Source organism: Actinomyces oris (assembly GCF_001929375.1).
Classification (GTDB): Bacteria; Actinomycetota; Actinomycetes; order Actinomycetales; family Actinomycetaceae; genus Actinomyces; species Actinomyces oris_B.
This window is the reverse complement of record NZ_MSGO01000048.1, coordinates 29,647-49,915: the sequence shown is the minus strand read 5'-3', so window position 1 is coordinate 49,915 and position 20,269 is coordinate 29,647. Positions and strand designations below refer to the sequence as shown.

General features: G+C 69.4%; 14 protein-coding genes. 8 read left to right on the top strand and 6 right to left on the bottom strand.

Annotated elements, in window-relative coordinates; genetic code table 11:
* The 3 genes from BKH32_RS13695 to BKH32_RS11035 form a co-directional block, all read left to right on the top strand.
* Positions 1–735 (top strand): hypothetical protein (locus BKH32_RS13695; RefSeq protein WP_218638469.1); only part of this gene is annotated, 735 nt, incomplete at its 5' end.
* Between the two features lie 40 nt (positions 736–775).
* The gene (locus tag BKH32_RS11040; protein ID WP_075250083.1) at positions 776–2,005 is read left to right on the top strand and encodes a pyrophosphate--fructose-6-phosphate 1-phosphotransferase; all 1,230 of its coding nucleotides are present in this window, start codon (positions 776–778) and stop codon (positions 2,003–2,005) included.
* 316 nt (positions 2,006–2,321) lie between these two features.
* Positions 2,322–3,671 carry a class II 3-deoxy-7-phosphoheptulonate synthase gene (locus BKH32_RS11035; protein WP_256691699.1) on the top strand — a complete coding sequence of 450 codons (1,350 nt, stop codon included), beginning with the start codon at positions 2,322–2,324 and terminating at the stop codon, positions 3,669–3,671.
* 79 nt (positions 3,672–3,750) lie between these two features.
* Here the strand turns inward: BKH32_RS11035 and pknB are convergent, their stop codons facing one another.
* Together pknB and BKH32_RS11025 are read right to left on the bottom strand one after the other, a co-directional pair.
* Positions 3,751–5,778, bottom strand: a complete 2,028-nt coding sequence (pknB, locus tag BKH32_RS11030; protein ID WP_075250081.1) for a Stk1 family PASTA domain-containing Ser/Thr kinase — start codon at positions 5,776–5,778, stop codon at positions 3,751–3,753.
* A 99-nt stretch (positions 5,779–5,877) separates the two neighbouring features.
* Positions 5,878–7,038 (bottom strand): polyprenyl synthetase family protein, encoded by a 1,161-nt coding sequence (locus BKH32_RS11025; RefSeq protein ID WP_075250080.1) that lies wholly within the window; start codon positions 7,036–7,038, stop codon positions 5,878–5,880.
* Positions 7,039–7,262: 224 nt separating this feature from the next.
* Between BKH32_RS11025 and BKH32_RS11020 the strand changes: the two genes are divergently transcribed.
* From BKH32_RS11020 to BKH32_RS11010, 3 genes are all read left to right on the top strand, one after another.
* Positions 7,263–8,897, top strand: coding sequence for an RNA polymerase sigma factor (locus BKH32_RS11020; protein WP_075250079.1), 1,635 nt, complete (start codon positions 7,263–7,265; stop codon positions 8,895–8,897).
* A 228-nt stretch (positions 8,898–9,125) separates the two neighbouring features.
* The gene (locus tag BKH32_RS11015) at positions 9,126–10,184 is read left to right on the top strand and encodes a trypsin-like serine peptidase (protein WP_256691694.1); all 1,059 of its coding nucleotides are present in this window, start codon (positions 9,126–9,128) and stop codon (positions 10,182–10,184) included.
* Positions 10,185–10,255: 71 nt separating this feature from the next.
* Complete coding sequence (locus BKH32_RS11010; protein WP_075250077.1) at positions 10,256–11,158, top strand: arginase family protein; 903 nt, start codon at positions 10,256–10,258, stop codon at positions 11,156–11,158.
* A 45-nt stretch (positions 11,159–11,203) separates the two neighbouring features.
* On the opposite strand, the gene BKH32_RS11005 is transcribed toward BKH32_RS11010, so the two are convergent.
* Positions 11,204–11,614, bottom strand: a complete 411-nt coding sequence (locus BKH32_RS11005; protein WP_075250076.1) for a rhodanese-like domain-containing protein — start codon at positions 11,612–11,614, stop codon at positions 11,204–11,206.
* 222 nt (positions 11,615–11,836) lie between these two features.
* The gene (locus BKH32_RS11000) at positions 11,837–12,109 is read right to left on the bottom strand and encodes a DUF7455 domain-containing protein (protein ID WP_178384634.1); all 273 of its coding nucleotides are present in this window, start codon (positions 12,107–12,109) and stop codon (positions 11,837–11,839) included.
* 303 nt (positions 12,110–12,412) lie between these two features.
* Here BKH32_RS11000 and BKH32_RS10995 point away from each other — a divergent pair, with 303 nt between their 5' ends.
* Together BKH32_RS10995 and BKH32_RS10990 are read left to right on the top strand one after the other, a co-directional pair.
* Positions 12,413–14,665, top strand: a complete 2,253-nt coding sequence (locus BKH32_RS10995) for a DNA gyrase/topoisomerase IV subunit B (RefSeq protein WP_075250075.1) — start codon at positions 12,413–12,415, stop codon at positions 14,663–14,665.
* A gap of 129 nt (positions 14,666–14,794) precedes the next feature.
* Positions 14,795–15,847: a GNAT family N-acetyltransferase gene (locus tag BKH32_RS10990; RefSeq protein ID WP_075250074.1), complete on the top strand. Its 1,053-nt coding sequence runs from the start codon at positions 14,795–14,797 to the stop codon at positions 15,845–15,847.
* 25 nt (positions 15,848–15,872) lie between these two features.
* Here BKH32_RS10990 and BKH32_RS10985 read toward each other — a convergent pair whose 3' ends face one another.
* Together BKH32_RS10985 and BKH32_RS10980 are read right to left on the bottom strand one after the other, a co-directional pair.
* Positions 15,873–17,516 carry an amidohydrolase gene (locus BKH32_RS10985; protein WP_178384632.1) on the bottom strand — a complete coding sequence of 548 codons (1,644 nt, stop codon included), beginning with the start codon at positions 17,514–17,516 and terminating at the stop codon, positions 15,873–15,875.
* Between the two features lie 69 nt (positions 17,517–17,585).
* A complete protein-coding gene (locus tag BKH32_RS10980) occupies positions 17,586–20,132 on the bottom strand; it encodes a DNA gyrase/topoisomerase IV subunit A (RefSeq protein ID WP_075250073.1) in 2,547 nt (848 codons plus the stop codon).
* Between the last annotated feature and the right edge of the window lie 137 nt (positions 20,133–20,269).

The window sequence follows — 20,269 nt, the reverse complement described above, 5'->3', positions numbered from 1 at the left end:
ATCGAGGAACCCTGGTCGCGTGCGTGGGTTCTGGCTGGGGTGGCAGAGGCGCTGGCCGGGGCGGGGCATGTCGAGGAGGCCCTCGCCACGGCTGAGCGGATCGAGGAACCCTGGTCGCGTGCGTGGGTTCTGGCTGGGGTGGCAGAGGCGCTGGCCGGGGCGGGGCATGTCGAGGAGGCCCTCGCCACGGCTGAGCGGATCGAGGAACCCTGGTCGCTTGCGTGGGTTCTGGCCGAGGTGGCACAGGCGCTGGCCCAGGCGGGTTCCATTGATGGAGCCCTGAAGATTGTTTCGGTCATGAATGATCCGACTTCTCGAAGCCGTGCGTTATCCTCAGCAATTAAGGCACTTGTGTGCAAAGGCTCTTCTGATGACGCTGTCGAGGCGATGCGCGCTGAGCTCGGCTGGGTCAGAGGGGTTGCAGAGCGTCGGGATGCCGCTGGCTGTTACGCCACACTCGCAGAGGCGTGCGCCGATGCCTCCGATCTCGTGGATTCAGAATCCACAATGCGCGGGCAGTGGCTCGGCCTAGCTCGTTCAGCGCTCGCTTGTTCTTGGTTGTACGGAGCATCTGTCTGGGGTCACTTCGGCATCCTGATGCGTGTGGCGCCAGAACTGGCAGTACAGCTCGTTGACGAGCGGATTCTCGCCGAGCCTGAGGGCGGCACACCCCCAGAGTCCGACCTCAACCGTGGGTCCGAAGGACCTGGCGGGGACGCCGGGTCGTACCGTTAGGATGGCTCTGTCACTCCTCGTATCCAAGGAAAGGTTCCCGATGTCGATTCGTCGCGTCGCCCTGCTCACCGCTGGCGGTTTCGCCCCCTGTCTGTCCGCCGCCGTCGGCGACCTCATCGAGCGCTACACGCAGGTCGCTCCCGAGGTCGAGATCATCGCCTACCAGTACGGTTACCACGGCCTGCTCACCGGCAACTACATCGTCATCGACGACGAGGGCCGCAAGAACGCCGGCATCCTGCGTGACTTCGGCGGGTCCCCGATCGGCAACTCCCGCGTCAAGCTCACCAACGCCAAGAACCTCGTCGAGCGCGGCCTCGTCGAAGAGGGCGTCAACCCCCTGGAGTTCGCCGCCGAGCAGCTGCGCAAGGACGGCGTCGATGTCCTGCACACCATCGGTGGCGACGACACCAACACCACCGCCGCTGACCTGGCCGCCTACCTCCACGAGAACGACTACGAGCTCACGGTCGTCGGCCTGCCCAAGACCATCGACAACGACGTGGTCCCGATCCGCCAGTCCCTGGGCGCCTGGACCGCGGCCGACGAGGGCGCAGGATTCGCCTTCAACGTCATCGGCGAGCACCGTTCCAACCCCCGCATGCTCATCGTCCACGAGTGCATGGGCCGCAACTGCGGCTACCTCACCGCCGAGACCGCCCGCCGCTACCACGACCTGCTCCAGACCAAGCAGTGGGTCCCCTCCCTCGGCCTGACCAAGGAGCGCTGGGACGTCCACGCCGTCTTCGTCCCCGAGATGAAGCTCGACATCGCCGCCGAGGCCGAGCGCCTCAAGGCCATCATGGACGAGCAGGGCAACGTCAACATCTTCCTGTCCGAGGGCGCCGGCGTCCCCGAGATCATCGCGGAGATGGAGGCCGCCGGTCAGGAGGTCCAGCGCGACCCCTTCGGCCACGTCAAGCTCGACACCATCAACCCCGGCCAGTGGTTCGCCAAGCAGTTCGCCGAGCTCATCGGCGCTGAGAAGGTCATGGTCCAGAAGTCCGGCTACTACTCGCGCGCCGCCCACGCCAACGCCGAGGACCTCGCCCTCATCAAGAAGATGTGCGACCTGGCCGTCGACTGCGCCCTGCGCGGCGAGTCCGGCGTCATCGGCCAGGACGAGGAGAACAACGACGAGCTCACCGCGATCGCCTTCCCACGCATTGCCGGCGCCAAGCCCTTCGACATCACCCAGGCCTGGTTCACCGACCTCATGGCCGAGCTGGGCCAGAAGGTCGAGCCCGCCGAGGTCGCCCCCGAGCACTGAGGTTGAGCCCGCACCCTGCCGCGGCCGGTGCCGTCCTCGTGACGGCACCGGCCGCTCCTCTGTGCACGTCTGTGCCCTGGAGGGTGGTGCCGGAGGCCCCACGTGTCACGTTTGGCGACTATTCGACCGGCCTGCGGAGCTTCTGGGACGGCGGCCTTCGCATCCGTGCAGGTCAGGGCGTTGCAACCAGGAGCTGCGTGCTCTGCTGCAGCCCTAAAAGTCGCCCGTAGTGACAGAATTCGTCTCCCAGCCCCGTGTTTCGCCATGCGGCACCGATCACGGGCAGTATTCCGACTGGCTTATGCTGACAGGCGTGATGAACGAGCTCTCCGTCGCCCGCACGGACGTCCCGGTCCCCGCATGGCGCCACCTGCCCGCCCTCCAGCAGCCCGCCTATCCTGATGAGGCCGCCCTGGCCGACGTGGTGGCGGATCTGCGCCGCCGGCCCCCGCTCGTCTTCGCCGGGGAGGTCGACTCCCTGCGCGAGCTCATCGCCCGGGCCAGTGCCGGGGACGCCTTCGTCCTCATGGGCGGGGACTGCGCGGAGTCCTTCACCCACAACACGGCCGACAACATCCGCCTCAAGGTCCAGACCATCCTCCAGATGGCCGCGGTCCTCACCTACGGCGCCTCCACACCCGTGGTCAAGATCGGCCGCATGGCCGGCCAGTACGCCAAGCCCCGCAGCTCGGACACCGAGACCCGCGGCGAGGTCACCCTGCCCTCCTTCCGCGGCGACTCCGTCAACGGTCATGAGTTCACCCCCGAGGCCCGCATCCCCGACCCCACGCGAATGCTGGATGCCTACCTGCGCTCGGGCACCTCCCTCAACCTCATCCGCGCCTTCACAATGGGCGGCTACGCGGACCTGCGCGAGGTCCACTCCTGGAACCGCGGCTTCACCGCCAACCCCGCCTACAAGCGCTTCGAGTCCTTCGCCGACGAGATCGACCGGGCCATGCGGTTCATGGAGGCCGCCGGAGTCGACTTCGAGGCCCTGCGCCAGGTCGACTTCTACGCCGCCCACGAGGCCCTCCTCCTGGAGTACGAGGACGCCATGATCCGCGAGGACTCCCGCTCCGGGCGCCTCTACGACACCTCCGCCCACATGCTCTGGGTGGGGGAGCGCACCCGTGAGGCCGACGGCGCCCACGTCGCCATCCTCGCCGGCGTCCACAACCCCGTGGGCGTCAAGGTCGGCCCCACCACGTCCCCCGACGACATCGCCCGGCTCATGGACCGCCTCAACCCCGAGGGCCTCCCCGGGCGCCTGTCCCTCATCACCCGCATGGGCGCCGACCGCATCCGCGAGGCCCTGCCGCCGCTGGTGGAGGCGGTGCGCGCCGACGGGCGCCCCGTCACCTGGATCGCCGACCCCATGCACGGCAACACCATCACCTCGGACAACGGCTACAAGACCCGCCGCTTCGAGACGATCCTCGACGAGATCCGCGGCTTCTTCGAGGTGCACCGATCCCTGGGCACCGCCCCGGGCGGCATCCACGTCGAGCTCACCGGCGACGACGTCACCGAGGTCCTCGGCGGCGGCGAGCACATCGACGAGGCCGGCCTGGCCGAGCACTACGAGACCCTCGTCGACCCGCGCCTCAACCACCAGCAGTCCCTCGAGGTCGCCTTCGAGATCGCCGAGATGCTCAAGGGCTGAGAACCCGCTAAGAGCCAGCCCCGCGAGGGGGCGGTGAAGCCGTGGCCCGGTCCGCTGAAGCGGTACCCGGCCACGTTCGTCAGAAGATGTTGATGGTGACCTTGGAGTCCGGCTTGACGCTGGAGCCCGGTGCGGGGTCGGTGGAGCGCACCGTCCCGAAGGGGCCGCCCAGGCGCTTGTTGACCTCCACCTTGAGTCCGGCGTCCTCCAGGGCCTTCTTGGCCTCCTCCTGGCTCTTGCCGGTCACGTCGGGGACCTTCACCTTCTCCGGCCCCTTGGAGACGGTCAGGTCCACCGAGTCTCCCTTGTAGTAGCCCGAGGCCCCGGCGATGGGGGAGGAGGAGATGACGTTCCCCTTGGCCACGGAGTCGGAGTAGCCCTTGCTGACCTTGCCCTTCTTCAGTCCGGCGTCCTCCAGGGCCTTCTTGGCCTCGTCCTCGCTCATGCCGGTCACGTCGGGGATCGTGGCCGGCTCCTTGCCCTTGGAGACCACGAGCGAGACCTTCTCAGTGTGCTTGATGACCTTGCCGGCCTTGGGATCGGAGGAGATGACCTTGCCCGACTCCACGCTGGCGGAGTATTCCTCGGTGACGTCCCCCAGGGCCAGGCCGGTCGCCGTGATCGCGGCTGTGGCCTGGTCCTTGGTCTTCCCGACGACGTCGGGAACGGTCTTGGTCTCCACGCCTCGGGAGACGGTGGCGGTGACGGCCTGGCCCAGTCCCACCTTCTGGCCCGCCTTCGGCTGGCAGGAGACGATGCTGCCGGCCGGGACCGTGTCGGAGTAGACGCGCTCGGGCGTGCCCCAGTTGAGCCCCTGCTTCTCCAGGGCGAGCTGCGCCTGGTCCTCAGACATACCGACGATGTTCGGCACGGAGACTCTTCTGCCGGGACCGGCCGTCAGGTACCAAGTGACGCTCGCCCCGGTTCCGGCCACGGCCAGCAGTCCGATGATGACCGCACGACGGCGGCTGAAGCCTCCGGTGCCCTTCTTCGGGGTGGGGACGGCGGTGGTCTTCTGGGCGTCGGCCGCCAGGGCCTTGCGGGAGAGCGCACGTGTTCTCCCCTTGGAGTCCGGGCCGATGGAGCCGATGGGAAGGGAGACGGTGCGCATACCGGCGTGCGGCGAGGCGTCCTCGGCGGAGGAGTCGTCGGCGTCGTCCTGGGGCTCATTGCCGATGGCTGAGCGTGCGGCCTGAGCATTGGCCGTCATGACCTGCTGGGTCCGGATGGAGCCGGTCCCGCCCCCGCGGCGCACGGAGAGCTCGGACTCAGTGAGCTCGTCGACGACGTTGCGCAGCAGCGCCAGCGCCTCATCGGCGTCGGCCGGACGCTCCTGCGGCTCACGGCGCGTCATGGTGGCCACGAGCTCGTCGACATCGGCCGGCATGTCGGGCACCAGCTTGGAGGGCAGGGGCACGTCCTCGTGGACGTTGCGGAAGGCGATCTGAATGGGGGAGTCCGCGCTGAAGGGCTGCTGGCCGGTGAGGAGCTCGTAGAGGACCACCCCGGCGGAGAAGACGTCGGCGCGAGAGGTGGACTCCCCGGAGGTGATGAGCTCGGGCGCCAGGTAGGCGACCGTGCCCAGCACGTTGCCCGTCGTCGTCTGTGTCACCTCCGTGACCGCCCGGGCCAGGCCGAAGTCGGCGACCTTGGCCACGGAGCCGTCCGAGGGCAGCAGGACGTTCTCCGGCTTGATGTCGCGGTGGACCAGGCCGGCCCGGTGGGCGGCGCCGAGCGGGCGCAGCAGCTGGGCCACCAGGCCCAGGGCCTCCTTGACCGACAGCGGTCCTGCCGCGATGAGGTCGCGCAGCGTGGGCCCCTCGACGTACTCCATGACGAGGTAGGCGACCCCGTCGAGGCTGCCCTGGTCGAAGACGGCCACCACCCCCGGGTTGGACAGGCGTGCCGCCGCCCGCGCCTCACGGCGGAAGCGCGAGACGAAGTCGGGGGAGTCGGCCAGGTGGGCGTGCATGAGCTTGAGCGCCACGGTCCGGTCCAGGCGACGGTCATGGGCGCGGTAGACGGTGGCCATCCCGCCACGCGCTAGGCGGTCGACGATCTCGTAGCGAGAGTCGACCAACCGACCAATGAGGGGATCTGTGACCACGCCGCGATTCTACGATGCCGGTGGGGTGGTGACAGCCGCCGGCCGGATCAGGCGGGTAGTACTGCCCACCTGGCGGGGCACCCCGCTTCCTGCACCGGATCAGGAGACTCGGTGTGTCAGCAGGTCCGCCAGCGCCGCCAGGTCCTCCAGGGATGCGGTGCTCACCACGCCCTCGTTCCCGAGCTGTTCCAGCGCCCGGTTCCCGGCCTCGCGGTGCGCGGCGATGATCTTCTCGTGGGCGGCGCGCGCGCCGCAGCCCTCAATGAGGGCGGCGACCTCGCCGATCTGCTCCTCCGTGGCCTCGGGATTGGCCAGGACGCTGCCGAGCAGCCTCCGGCCGGCCTCGTCGCAGCGCCCCCAGGTCAGGGCCAGCAGCACCGTGCGCTTGCCCTCGCGCAGATCGTCTCCGGTCGGCTTGCCAGTGGACTGCGGCGAGCCGAAGACCCCCAGCTCGTCGTCGCGCAGCTGGAAGGCGATACCGACGTCCTCGCCGAAGGCGGCCAGGTGCTCGGCGGTGGTCCCGCTCGGGTCCAGGCCGGCCAGGAGGGCACCGATGAGCAGCGGGTGACGCACCGAGTAGCGGGCCGACTTGTGACGCACGACCGACAGGGCCTCGTCGTGCATGCGCCTGGCCGCAGCGCCCGGCTCCCGGTCCCAGGGCAGGGGCAGGTTCTCGCTGCGCACGTCGAGGAACTGGCCCAGGGCCACCTCGGTGGTCATGGCGTCGAATGCGGTCCGCGCGTACTGCACCGCACTGCTTCCGGTCTTACTGGAGGCGCGCGACGGCGCCAGGGCGCTCATCTCCTCACCGGCCAGGGACAGCAGGAGGTCGCCGAGCAGGATGGCGCCATTGGCTCCGAAGGCCTGCGGGCGCCCCAGCCAGCCCCGGTCCCCGTGGTCCCGGGCGAAGACGCGGTGCGCCGCGGGCAGGCCCCGCCGAGTGTCGGCGCCGTCCATGAGATCGTCGTGGACCAGGGCACTGGCCTGGTAGAGCTCCAGTGCCGCACCCAGGTGGACGGCGTCGGATCCGGTCAGGCACTCGGCTCGCTGCTCCGGGGCGCTCAGGATCGCGCAGCCGACGGCCCCCAGGACGGCGCGCATGCGCTTGCCTCCACTCAGGACGCTCCCGGCGGCCTCCAGCAGCTCCGGTGCGGCCTGGCCCAGGTCCTCCCAGCGCCGGTGGCAGTCCTCCAGGACCTGCCTCAGACGGTGCTCGACGGCGGGACGGACACGGCCCAGGGCCGCAGGCAGCGCACTCATGACCGCCAGAGTAGTCCCGGCTCAGACGTCAGGAGGGGCGGTGACGCTCCCGGTGGCGGGTTTGCCGCGGCGCGACGCGAGCGCGAGCAAGGTGAGGTCATACTAAGTCGTCTGTGCGGAGATCCTGGGGAATAAACGCTACAATTCTGGGGTTGTCTACTGCGCCGGATCGGGTTCCCATACCCCGTCGCCGGCTGTCCGCCCGCCCACGCGAAAGGAACTCCGTGGCTTCTTCCACAGTGACGCGCTCCAGCACCGAGCTCACTGACGACGTCGACGAGACCCCGCTCGACGACGAGGACTTCGACCTCGACGACGAAGGAGACGACGACGCCGACTACGACGACGAGGACTACGACGACTCTGACGAGGACTCCTCCGATGAGGACGAGGACCAGGATGACGACTCCGGGACGCAGACCGTCCAGGAGGATGACGGCCCGGCCCCCGAGCTGCGCGACTACTACCTGGATGTGAGCCTGGAGGAGAACGGCGACGGCTCCAAGCGCAGCCCCTTCAACAACCCCGCCTCGCTCAAGGGGATCCGCCTGGCCCCGGGGGCGACTCTCTTCGTGCGCTCGCGCACGGTCGTGGAGAACCTGGAGATCGCCGGTCACGGCACCCTGGAGGAGCCCATCACGCTGGCCCCCTACGGTCACGGCCCGGTTCCCCGGTTCGTCGTGGGAGACTCCGCCCCCATGGTGGCACGCGACTACCTCGCTCAGAACGGCTACATCTTCCGCGGCTGGGTCATCAAGGGCATTAAGATGCAGCCCTCCATCGCGGCCCTGACCGGTGAGCTCGAGCGCATGCGCCGGGAGGAGGCGGAGAAGGCCGCCTCCAAGAAGTCCGGTAAGCGCGGCAAGTCCCAGGACAAGGACGGTTCCTTCACCGTCTCCGACTCCGACGAGGGCGACGAGCCCGCCCAGCGGGTCGTCACCGCCGGTGCCACCGCGGACCCGGTCAAGGACTACCTCAAGCAGATCGGTAAGGTCGCGTTGCTGAACGCCGAGCAGGAGGTCGAGCTCGCCAAGCGCATCGAGGCCGGTCTCTACGCCGAGCACCGCCTGGCTGAGGAGGGCAACGACCTGCCTGCCAAGCTGCGTCGCGAGCTGCACTGGGTGGCTCAGGATGGTCAGAGGGCCAAGAACCACCTGCTGGAGGCCAACCTGCGACTGGTGGTCTCCCTGGCCAAGCGCTACACGGGGCGCGGCATGCTCTTCCTGGACCTCATCCAGGAGGGCAACCTGGGCCTCATCCGCGCCGTGGAGAAGTTCGACTACACCAAGGGCTTCAAGTTCTCCACCTACGCCACCTGGTGGATCCGCCAGGCCATCACCCGCGCGATGGCGGACCAGGCCCGCACCATCCGCATCCCGGTGCACATGGTCGAGGTCATCAACAAGCTCGCCCGCGTGCAGCGCCAGATGCTCCAGGACCTGGGACGTGAGCCCACCCCGGAGGAGCTGGCCGTCGAGCTGGACATGACCCCGGAGAAGGTGGTCGAGGTCCAGAAGTACGGGCGCGAGCCGATCTCCCTGCACACACCCCTGGGTGAGGACGGGGACTCCGAGTTCGGTGACCTCATTGAGGACTCTGAGGCCGTGGTCCCGGCTGACGCGGTGAGCTTCACCCTCCTGCAGGAGCAGCTTCACGCCGTGCTGGACACCCTCTCAGAGCGCGAGGCCGGCGTGGTCTCCATGCGCTTCGGTCTGACCGATGGCCAGCCCAAGACCCTCGATGAGATCGGCAAGGTCTACGGGGTCACCCGGGAGCGCATCCGCCAGATCGAGTCCAAGACCATGTCCAAGCTGCGCCACCCCTCGCGCAGTCAGGTCCTTCGCGACTACCTGGACTGAGCGGGCTGACCCTGGCGAAGGAGCCCTGCCGGTCCCGCGTGTCAACGGCGTCGGCCCCGGAACCCCTGCGGTTTCCGGGGCCGACGCCGTTATCTACTTCCTCGTGCTCAGACTCATCGGCTGACCGACCGGTAAGAACGGTGGTAGGTTACTGCTGCTGGAAAATAGGTGACAACCACGTCATGTCGGGAGCGTTCAATGAAGAGAAGTGCTCGTTTTCGCAGAGCAATGAGTACTGGTGCAGCACTCATGCTACTGGTGGCAGGAGTGATTCCACTGTCCCTGGCTGCCGCGTCAACCGCTGATGCTGAGCCGGGACGGGGTGGGGGAGCGGAAGACTCCTCGACGGCGGTGACCGCGCCCACCAGCTTCGGTAGGAGCGCCGAGCCGATTCCCGAGGAGCGGCCGGCGGCCGAGGTGAATCATGCGGCTGACCAGAGCGTTCTGAGTTACTGGACGCACGAGCGCATGGCTGCCGCCCAGCCCCTGGACACGGGTATGGCCGATGACCCCGCCCAGGAGCGGCCGGTCGCCGCAGGGGGCGACGGGGACAGCTCCAGCTCGACTGATCCGGATGGAATGACCGAGCCCGTTGCTCCGGTTGCTGATGGGGGAACGATCCTGCCCGCCAGGGCCAAGGGGAAGCTGTTCTTCAACGGCTATGCCTCTGACAATGCCTACTGCAGCGCCTCAGTTCTCAATACTCCGTCCAAGAGCGTGGTCATTACGGCGGCCCACTGTGTCTACAGTACTGAAAAAGGGTGGGTGAAGGATGCGGTGTTCGTTCCGGACTACGACCGCACCCAGGCAGACCCGGATCCGGTGGGCGTATGGACGGCCCGGTCTATACGCACTTTCAACAGCTGGCGGGCCGATCAGACTGACTACAGCAGCGACGTCGCCTACGTGACGCTCAACAACGGCGGAGATGCGAACAAACCTGTTGCCGATGTCGTGGGTGGCTACGGGCTGGCCTGGGGAGGCAGCTACGTTTTCCAGGCAACGATCTTCGGATACCCGACCAACAAGACCAACCCGGACGGTCGCGGCACCATCCACTCCTGTGTCCGAACCGCGCAGGAGTCGGAGGGCAAGGTTCGGGTCGAGGGCTGCGACTTCGGCTTCGGCGGCTCGGGAGGACCCTGGCTCTACCGCTACAACGAGTCCACCGGGCTCGGCCACGTGAGGTCGGTGACCTCCCTGTGGCGGCCCCTTGGCGGCATCAACCGAGGCCCTTACTTCACTGAGGCGATGAAGAATATGCTGGATGCCACCGCCGGGGACTGAGACGGTGGGTGGTGCACAGCCCGGGCTCGTAGACTGAGGACCGGAGATTTCCCTAGGCCAGGAGCACTGAGATGGTTCCCGCACGCACTGTCCTCGCCCAGTCCGACACCCTCCGTCTCGTCTGGCCCCAGTGGCAGGGGGCGGGAGAGGCCGCGGTGCGCAGCCTCCTGCCGGAGTTGCCCTACGGGGAGGCGCGGCGTGTCTATGCACTGGGAACCCGGGTGCTGACGGCTCTCCTGCCCGAGCACGCCGGTCCCACGGAGATCGTCCCCGTTAGTGATGAACCTGCCGGTGAGGAGGCGCTCGTCACCAACGGAATGGAGTCGCGTGCCCAGATCCTGGCCGGGATTCGTGACGCCCGCGAGGCGATCTCCCGGCACGATCCTCCCAGGATCCTCACCCTGGGTGGGGACTGCGCTGTTTCTGTCGTCCCCTTCACCGAGCTCGCCGCCCGTTACGGAGACGATCTGGCCGTCGTCTGGATCGACTCCCACCCCGACGTCGGCACCTCGCACTCCCAGTACCCCGGCTACCATGCCATGGCGGTCTCCCACATCATTGGTACCGGTGACGTTGAGGTGATGGAGGAGCTGGCGGCCTTCGTCTCCCCGAGTCGCCTGGCCCTGGCGGGTCTGCACTCCTGGACCGAGGACGACTATCCGAACATCGCCAAGTGGGGGCTGCGCACCTTTGCTCCGGCCGACCTGCGCGACTCGACGACGCCCCTGCTGAAGTGGTTGGAGACCACCGGGTGTAGCCGTGTGGCGATCCACCTGGACGTCGATACCGTGGACGCCGACGAGGTCCGGTTGGGGCTGGGCTATGACCGCGGCGGCTTGAGTGTGGCCCAGACCAACCGCGTGGCCAGGGACCTGGGACGGGCGGCCGACGTCGTCGGCCTGACGATCGCCGAGTACGTGCCCCAGCAGGTCGTCGTCCTCGCCCACCTCTTGGAGGGACTGCCTCTTTTATGAGTGATCAGGGCGAGGACATCCGAGCTCGCCGCCGGGGCACGGACGTCAGCCGGCGACGACGTTGGCCCCGGTGGTCTTCTTGGCGGCGTCGAGGGTTCCCAGCTCGGTGACGCCGGAGAAGCCTGCGTTGCGCATGACGGCACTGGCCATCTTGGGCTGGTCGGCGGAGCCGTAGAGCTGGTACTGGGAGCTGCGGTCCAGACTCGAGATCTGGCTGGAGAAATCACCCGAGGAGAAGTCGTAGTTAACGGCCCCCTCCAGGTGCCCCTTCTTGAACTCCTCAGCTGAACGCAGGTCGACGATGACGACGGGGCCGGTGGCCTTCGCGTCCGCCGGGGCGGTGTGCGCTGAGGGGGAGGCGCCGGAGCCGGTGGATCCGGAGCATCCTGAAAGCGCTAACGCGCCGCAGAAGACGAGCAGGGCAGAGGCGGTCATGGCGCGGAGAGGGCGTTTCACAGACAGTTCCTTGAGGGGTCACGCGGCTTCGTCGAGCCTGGATGAGGGGCGGGTTGCTTAATTCAGCGCAAGGCTCTGTGCCGGGGGACTCGGGGCGGGAACAGGAGCAGGGCCTCAGGAACGAGGATATGCGGCATCCGGTAGAAAAAGACTGTGATGCTCAGTGAGTCGCAGTGCCGATCTCGGTGAAGAAGTCCACGTCGGCTGGGTCGACAGGCGCCGTCAGCTGCCGGCGGCCAGGCTCGCGGTCTCGTCCTGGAACAGCAGGGCGACCTCCTTGAGCTTCTCTCCGTGCTTGCGGGCGTGGTGGCCGCAGAAGAAGAGCTCGCCGGTCAGCATGACGACTCGGACGTAGGCCTGTGCGTCGCAGACGTCGCAGCGGTCGGCTGTGGTCAGCGGGCGCTCGGCGGAGTCGGAGGTAGGGGTGGTCTGCTCGTCCAGGGTGGTCACCGCCTGCGCGGCGGTTGAGGTTCCGGTTGTGCTCATGGACGGCATTGCATCATGACGCAGGCGCTTCCACCCGTCCGAGACGGCCGTTTCCGCCTGAGGCGCACGCGCTTTCGCCCACGGCGCACCGGCGTCATGGCGCACGTCACCACGGAGCCGACCGATCGGGTGAATGCTGGAGGAGGGCAAGGCGGACCGTGGGATCGGCAGCGCCAGGGTGGCTCCCGCCCTCCCACTTGAGTGGGCGCCTCAACGATGGCATGGGGCCGGCGGTTGCATGAGGTATGACGCCACACGCCTGCCGCGGCGGGGCACAAGGCGCCAGCGGCACTGATCGGCTAGATTCCCAGCGTGCCCTCATCTGAGAACAAGACCAGCCGGGGCGACTACTCCGCCCGCCACCTCTCCGTCCTGGAGGGGCTCGAGGCCGTGCGCAAGCGCCCGGGAATGTACATCGGCTCCACCGACCAGCGCGGTCTCATGCACTGCGTGTGGGAGATCGTCGACAACGCCGTCGACGAGGCCCTCGAGGGACACGGCGACGACATCTCGGTGACCGTCCACGACGACGGCTCCATCGAGGTGCGCGACAACGGGCGTGGCGTGCCAGTGGACATCGAGCCCTCCTCCGGCCTGACCGGCGTCGAGCTCGTCTACACCAAGCTGCACGCCGGCGGGAAGTTCGGCGGAGGCTCCTACGGCGCCGCCGGCGGCCTGCACGGCGTGGGGGCGTCCGTCGTCAACGCCCTGGCCGAGCGCATGGACGTCGAGGTCGACCGCGGCGGCAAGACCTACGCCATGAGCTTCCACCGCGGCGAGCCCGGCATCTTCGATGACTCCGCCGGGCGCACCCCCTCCTCACCCTTCACCGGGTTCACGAAGGCCTCCGAGCTGCGCGTCATCGGCAAGGTGCGCCGCGGCGTGACCGGCACCCGGGTCCGCTACTGGGCCGACCCCCAGATCTTCCCCAGGCCCACCGAGTACGACGCCGCCGCCCTGCGCGCCCGCCTGCGTCAGACCAGCTTCCTCGTCCCGGGCCTCACCCTGCGCCTGGAGGACAAGCGCCCCGAGGCAGAGGCCGTCGCCGCCTCCACCACGCCGGCCGCCGACGCCGGCGAGACCGACGACGCCGTCCACGAGGTCACCCTGCGGGCGGCCGCCAAGAACGCCACCGAGAACCGCGGCGACCTGTTCGACACCGGCGACGACGAGGGCGTCGAGGTCTTCCAGGCCCTGGGCGGCACCGCCGACTTCGTCGACTTCCTGGCCTCCGACGGCTCGGTCACCGACACCTTCCGCCTCACCGGTGAGGGCACCTACACCGAGACCGTCCAGCAGCTCGACCGCGCCAGCGGGCACCTGCGGCCCGTCGAGGTCGAGCGCACCTGCATGGTCGACGTCGCCCTGCGATGGGGGATCGGCTACGACACCACGGAGCGCTCCTTCGTCAACATCATCGCCACCCCCATGGGCGGCACCCACCTGACCGGATTCGAGCAGGCCCTCACCAAGGTGCTGCGCAAGCGCATCGAGGCCGACTCCCGGGCCCTGAAGCTGACCTCCAAGGACGGCCGCGTCGAGAAGGACGACATCATGGCGGGCCTGACCGCCGTCATCACCGTGCGCGTGCCCGAGCCCCAGTTCGAAGGGCAGACCAAGGAGGTCCTGGGCACCGGGCCCGTGCGCCAGATCGTCTCCAAGGTGGTCGAGCGCGAGCTCACCGCCCTGCTGACCTCCTCCAAGCGGGACCTCAAGGCCCAGGCGCGCGCCCTGGAGGAGAAGATCGTCGGCGAGATGCGCGCCCGCGTCTCAGCGCGCCTGCACAAGGAGATCACCCGCCGCAAGACGGCCCTGGAGACCTCCTCCCTGCCGGCCAAGCTCGCCGACTGCCGCAGCGACGACGTCGCCGCCTCCGAGCTGTTCATCGTCGAGGGTGACTCCGCCCTGGGAACCGCCAAGAACGCGCGCAACTCCGAGTTTCAGGCGCTCCTGCCGATCCGCGGCAAGATCCTCAACGTGCAGAAGGCCTCTCAGGCCGACATGCTGCGCAACGTCGAGTGCTCGGCCATCATCCAGGTGGTCGGCGCCGGCAGCGGACGCACCTTCGACCTGGAGGCCGCCCGCTACGGCAAGGTCATCCTCATGACCGACGCCGACGTCGACGGCGCCCACATCCGCACCCTCCTGCTGACCCTCTTCTTCCGCTACATGCGCCCCATGATCGAGGCGGGCCGGGTCTTCGCCGCCGTCCCGCCCCTGCACCGCATCGAGGTCTCCGGCTCGGGGCGGCGCAAGAAGGAGATCATCTACACCTACTCCGACGAGGAGCTCGTCGCCACTCTGCGCCGCCTGGAGCGCGCGGGCCGCAGCTTCAAGGAGCCCCAGCGCTACAAGGGCCTGGGGGAGATGGACGCCCACCAGCTCGCCGAGACCACCATGGAGCCCCAGCACCGCACCCTGCGGCGCATTACCCTGGGGGATGAGGCCCAGATCATGGAGGCCGAGTCCGTGTTCGAGCTCCTCATGGGCTCATCGGTTGAGCCCCGCCGCGACTTCATCGTCGAAGGCGCCCGTGATGTTGATCGCGAGCGCATCGACGCCTGATCCCCGCGTCAGGTCTCGGCCACTCCTTCAGGTAGGGTCAGTAACCTTCGTGTCACGGCCCGCCGCAGGTCGAGGCGCGCTGCTTACTGACTGATCGTCTTTCTTCATCCTCATGAGGGAGGTGCACTCATGGCACCCGGTTACGGTATCCGCCGGGCGGGGTCCTCACCGTGGCCCATCCTGCGCCCGGGTCCCCGTTCGTCCCTGTCGCGGGAGCTGTCCTGGCGGCCGCTGGGCCCGGAGGACAACCACGAGCTGGCCGCGCTCATCGCTCGGGCCGAGGACGTCGACAACCCGCCCTACCGCACCAGTGAGCAGGAGACGGCCGAGTACTTCCTCGACCCCACCTACTCCGGTGTCGCCGGGCGCGACGCTGACGGCGTCATGCGCGCCTTCGGCTTGGTGCGCCTGCGCCCAGCCGGGGAGATCTACGCCTCCATGACCGGCACCGTGGACCCGGCCGTACGCAAACGCGGCATCGGACGTGCCCTCCTGCACTGGCAGGCCGAGCGTGCCCGCCACCTGGTGGGTGCCGAACGAGCCGGCACCGTGGCGGGCAAGGGCTCGACCCGGGTCCCAGCCCACGTGGTCACCACCGTCATGGAGGATGACAAGCGCATGCAGGGGCACCTGGCGGACATGGGTTTTGAACCGACGCGCTGGTACCGGGAGGTGCGCCGTTTCCTCGGCGACGAGATCCCCGAGGTGGACCTGGACGGCTTCATCACCATCGACCCGTGGACCCCCGAGATCGACGACGACGTCCGCCGTGCCTACAACCAGGCCATGGCCGAGACCTGGAAGGCGGAGAACATCACCCCCGAGGACTGGACCGCAGGCAGTGCCTACTTCGCCCCCCAGTGGAGCTTCGTGGCCATGGACCGCTCCGGGGACCGGGCCCGCGTCGCCGGCTACCTGCGTTCGGGCCGCTACGAGCAGGACTGGCAGGCACTGGGCTGGCGGGAGGGCTACACCGACGTGCTCGGGGTCCTCAGCGACTACCGCCACCGCCGGATCGGGCCCGCGCTGCTGGTGGCCGCCATGCGCGCCTACGCCGCCGACGGCATGGAGTACGCCGCCGCCGGCGTCGACACCGACAACCCCAGCGGTGCCGTGGACCTGTACGAGTCCCTGGGCTACGTGCCCACTCGTGGCACCATCCTCTACGCCCTCGACGTTTGAGCGGGGCGCTCACCACCTGGGCGATTCACCCTCGCAGGTGGGCCACAGCGCCGGCCACCATGGTGGCCACTGGGCGAGCACCCGCCAGCTCCTCGGCCCCGAGGCGCAGGGGGTCCGCGGCCAGGAGCACCAGGTCGGCCGGAGAGCCCACCGCCACCGGACCGGCCCCGTTGACACTGGCGGCCAGCGCCTCCTCCGCCGTCAGCCGCTGCTCCGGCGACCACACCGAGCCATCCGGCGTCCGGCGCCCCACGGCCGCCGACATGGCCAGCCACGGGTCCAGGGGCGCCACCGGCGCATCCGAGCCCAGCTGGAGCAGGGCCCCGGCGGCCACCATGTCTGCGAAGGCGTAGGTGCGCCCCTCCAGCCCCGGCCACACCCGGCCCACGGCCGCCCAGTCGTCAATGAGGTGGGCCGGCTGGACCGACAGCTCGACACCGCAGCCCACCAGGCGACTGAGCGCCCCGTCAGGCTCGTCGAGGGCGTCGGCCGGCAGCAGCTGGGCGTGCTCCAGGCGTCCGGCGGCACCCGAGTGCGCGAAGGCCGCGGCGACATCGTCGACGGCGGCGTCCCCGATGGCGTGGATGGCCATCTCATAACCCTGCCGGGAGGCGTGGGCCATGAGGTCGGTGAGCTCGGCCCGGTCGATGTTGACCACGCCGTAGGCGTGCTTCAGGCCCAGCTCGGACGGGTAGGGCTGGCACATGTGCGCGCTGCCCGAGCCCATCGAGCCGTCGGCGATCACCTTGAGCGGCCCCTGAACCAGCACCGGGGAGCCGTCGGGCAGGCGCGGGGAGCCGGCCAGCGCGGTCCCGGTGCGCAGGCCCCTGGCGATCCACCGCTCCAGCTTGTCGCGGTAGACCCCGATGCGGATACGGGGCAGCACCTGGGGAAGAACGCCCTGGTCCGCCATGGCCCGAAGCCGCCGCGGCCAGTCATCGGGATCCTCCGACCAGCTCATGTCCACCACGCCGGTGATGCCCCGGGCCAGCATGTCGGCCAGGACCTGCCGGTAGCCGGACTCCCGCAGCTCGCGCGTCCCGGGCACCTCATCGAGGCGGTCCAGCAGGGCGAACCACGGGTCCTCCTTCATCGGTTCCCCCGGGTCCTGGGCGCTGGCCCCCGGCAGACCGAGAGCCCGCAGCGCCGCCGAGTTCAGCCACCCGGAGTGCACGTCCCCGGAGATGAGCAGCGTGGGAGTCTCCCCGGTGACGGCGTCGAGCTCGGCAACCGTGGGCACCCGGGGCCAGTTGGACAGACGGTGCCCGAAGCCCTGGATCGTGGCCGGCCGCGAACCCGCCGGATGATCCCGCAGCGCCCGGGCCACCAGCTCCAGGGCCTCCTCGGCGCTGCGGGTGGCCAGCGTGTCGATGCGTGCCGAGCGCGCCGCCTCCATGTCCAGGTGGGCGTGAGCGTCCCACAGACCGGGAATGAGGAAGGAACCATCGGCCTGCAGGACCCGTACCCCGGGAGCACTCAGCCCCCGCCCCACCTCGACGACCCGGCCGGCCTCGATGCGTACATCCACGGGCTCGCCCGGGGGTGGCGGCGCGGCCAAGGCACCGGGGGTCGAAGTATCACGGCGCAGCGCACCCAGCTCGGTGCGGGACCGGAAGGGGACGACGCGCGCGTCCCTGATGAGCAGGTCTGCAGAGGGCTGATCGGCCATGGACCACTGTAGGCACATTCGCCCTGCTCGCGGGTGGCTGTCCGGGGTGCTCCTGCCAGGAAGCCCCCGTCAGCCGATTCCGATGATGGGGGCCGGCAGCGGTGAGCCGGAGCCGTCGCGCCGCTCGTCGGGCTCGGGCAGCACGACGGGCTGACCTCCCTCGCGCAGCGCCCGCGGCGGGGCCACGCCCACCCAGGCCACCACCAGCTCGTCCTCACCGCGCAGGAAACGGTGCGAACGGACCCCGCCCGTGGCCCGTCCCTTCGCCGGGTAGCGATCCAAGGGGGTGACCTTGACACTGCCTCCTCCGGTGCCCGGAAGCGAGCCCTCGGACCCCGCCACCGTCACCACGACGGCCTCGGCCAGGAGCTCCTCAGGAACCGCCGCACCGGCGATGACCCGGGCGCCCTCGTGCAGCGAGATCCCCGCCATGCCGCCGGCACCCCGGCCCTGCGGGCGCACCTTGGCGGCCTGGAACCGCAGCAGCTGGGCGTCGGAGGTCACCAGCGCCAGGAAGTCCGTGTCCGCCGCGGTACCCGCGAAGACCACCCGGTCGCCCTCGGACAGGGAGATGACCTCCCAGCTCTCGGCGTTCCTGGGCTCGTCACCGGGCTTGACCCGCTTGATGACGCCGTCGGCCGTGGCCAGGACGATGGGCGGGTTGTCAACCGACCCCACCGGGACCATCCCCACCACCGTCTCCTCCGGCTCGATATCCACCAGCTGGCGAACCGGAGTCGCACCGGCCAGTCCCAGGGCCCCCTCGGTGCGGGGCACCTCCGTGGTGGAGACGACGTCGAGCAGCACCAGCCTCCCGGTGTCGGTGACCGCGCCGATCCGCCCACGCGCCGTGGTGGCCACCTGGGAGGTCAGGGCGTCATGGGGCCGGCGCCCACCGGTGCGGGCCACCGGCTCGGTGCCGGCAGTGCGCGCCACCAGTCCGGTGGCCGACAGCACCACCCGGCACGGGTCGTCGGGGACGGTCAGCGGCACCGGGGAGGCGCTGGGCATGAGCGTCATCGGCTGAGCGGAGGCGGCGGCCCGCTTCGCACCCCCACCTGAGGCGGAGGCATCGTCGGGAGTCGCAGCGCTACCGGCCGACGACGTCACCGGCTCACCGGAGGCCTCCAGCAGCACCGTGCGCCGAGGGGTGCCGAACTGCTCGGCCACGGCCGCCAGCTCACGGGAGACCACGCGCCGCAGCAGCACGTCATCGGCCAGGATCGCCTCGAGGGCCTCGATCTCCCGGGCCAGCTCGTCGCGCTCCTTCTCCAGCTCGATGACCGAGAACTTCGTGAGCCTGCGCAGCTGGAGCTCAAGGATGTAGCCGGCCTGCGGCTCGGTGAGGTCGAAGACCTGCATGAGCCTGGTGCGCGCCGTGGCGGCGTCGTCGGAGGAGCGGATGACGGCGATGACCTCGTCGATGTCGAGGATCGCGATGAGCAGGCCGTCCACCAGGTGGGCGCGCTCGCGACGCTTGCCCAGACGGAACCGGGTGCGCCGGGTGACCACCGTGAGGCGGTGACGCACGAACACCTCCAGCAGCTCGCGCAGCCCCAGGGTGTGGGGCTGACCGTCCACGAGGGAGACGTTGTTGATGCCGAAGGAGTCCTCCAGCGGCGTGTGCTTGTAGAGCTGGGCCAGGACGGCCTCGGGGTTGTATCCGTTCTTGACGCTGATGACCAGGCGGGTGCCGTGCCTGCGGTCGGTGAGGTCGGCGACGTCGGTGATGCCCTGGAGCTTCTTGGAGCCCACCGCCTCCTTGATACGGGCGATGACCTTCTCCGGTCCCACCATGTAGGGCAGCTCCGTGACCACGATGCCCTTGCGACGCGGGGAGACGGACTCCACGTGAGCGGTGGCCCGCGTGAGGAACTTGCCCCGCCCCGTGCGGTAGGCCTCCCGGATCCCGTCCAGGCCCACGATCATGCCGCCGGCGGGCAGATCCGGCCCCGGCACGAAGGCCGTGAGGTCCTCCAGGCTCGCCTCCGGGTGAGTCAGCAGGTGCCGGGCGGCGGCCACCACCTCCACGAGGTTGTGCGGCGGCATGTTCGTGGCCATGCCCACCGCGATGCCCGCCGCACCGTTGACCAGCAGGTTCGGGAAGGCGGCCGGCAGCACCTCGGGCTCGGTGAGCGTGTAGTCGTAGTTGGGGGAGAAGTCGACCGTGTCCTCATCCAGGTCCGCCGTCAGCGCCAGGGCCGAGGCGGCCAGGCGCGCCTCGGTGTAACGGGGGGCCGCCGGGCCGTCGTCCAGGGAGCCGAAGTTTCCGTGGCCGTCGATGAGCGGCAGGCGCATCGTGAAGGGCTGGGCCAGGCGCACCAGCGCCTCATAGATCGCGGTGTCCCCGTGGGGGTGGAGCCGACCCATGACATCGCCCACGACCCGGGAGGACTTCACGTGCGGACGATCCGGGCGCAGCCCCATCCGATCCATCTGGAACAGGATACGGCGCTGAACCGGCTTGAGCCCGTCGCGGGCGTCAGGCAGGGCGCGCGCGTAGATGACGGAGTAGGCGTACTCCAGGAAGCTGGTGCGCATCTCCGTGGACAGGTCGAGGTCGACGATCTCCCCGTCGGTCGGGGGAGGAGTCCGGGTGGTGGCAGACTTCGGCATGGGCGCATTCTCCGAGGAATCGGGCTGAAAACAAACCACGACACCCGGGCGTGACAGGTCAGACGCACCCGCTCGGCGCGATCGGCCCGCCTCGAGCATGGGCATACCGGCGCTCGACGACGAAGGGGCGGACGATG

What these genes read in the sequence shown, in the direction of transcription:
- BKH32_RS10990 (WP_075250074.1), top strand. Translation starts at nt 14,795, where the DNA reads ATGGCACCCGGTTACGGTATCCGCCGGGCGGGGTCCTCACCGTGGCCC.
- BKH32_RS10985 (WP_178384632.1), bottom strand. Translation starts at nt 17,516, where the DNA reads ATGGCCGATCAGCCCTCTGCAGACCTGCTCATCAGGGACGCGCGCGTC.
- BKH32_RS11025 (WP_075250080.1), bottom strand. Translation starts at nt 7,038, where the DNA reads ATGAGTGCGCTGCCTGCGGCCCTGGGCCGTGTCCGTCCCGCCGTCGAG.
- BKH32_RS11010 (WP_075250077.1), top strand. Translation starts at nt 10,256, where the DNA reads ATGGTTCCCGCACGCACTGTCCTCGCCCAGTCCGACACCCTCCGTCTC.
- BKH32_RS11040 (WP_075250083.1), top strand. Translation starts at nt 776, where the DNA reads ATGTCGATTCGTCGCGTCGCCCTGCTCACCGCTGGCGGTTTCGCCCCC.
- BKH32_RS11035 (WP_256691699.1), top strand. Translation starts at nt 2,322, where the DNA reads ATGAACGAGCTCTCCGTCGCCCGCACGGACGTCCCGGTCCCCGCATGG.
- BKH32_RS10980 (WP_075250073.1), bottom strand. Translation starts at nt 20,132, where the DNA reads ATGCCGAAGTCTGCCACCACCCGGACTCCTCCCCCGACCGACGGGGAG.
- BKH32_RS11015 (WP_256691694.1), top strand. Translation starts at nt 9,126, where the DNA reads ATGAGTACTGGTGCAGCACTCATGCTACTGGTGGCAGGAGTGATTCCA.
- BKH32_RS11000 (WP_178384634.1), bottom strand. Translation starts at nt 12,109, where the DNA reads ATGCCGTCCATGAGCACAACCGGAACCTCAACCGCCGCGCAGGCGGTG.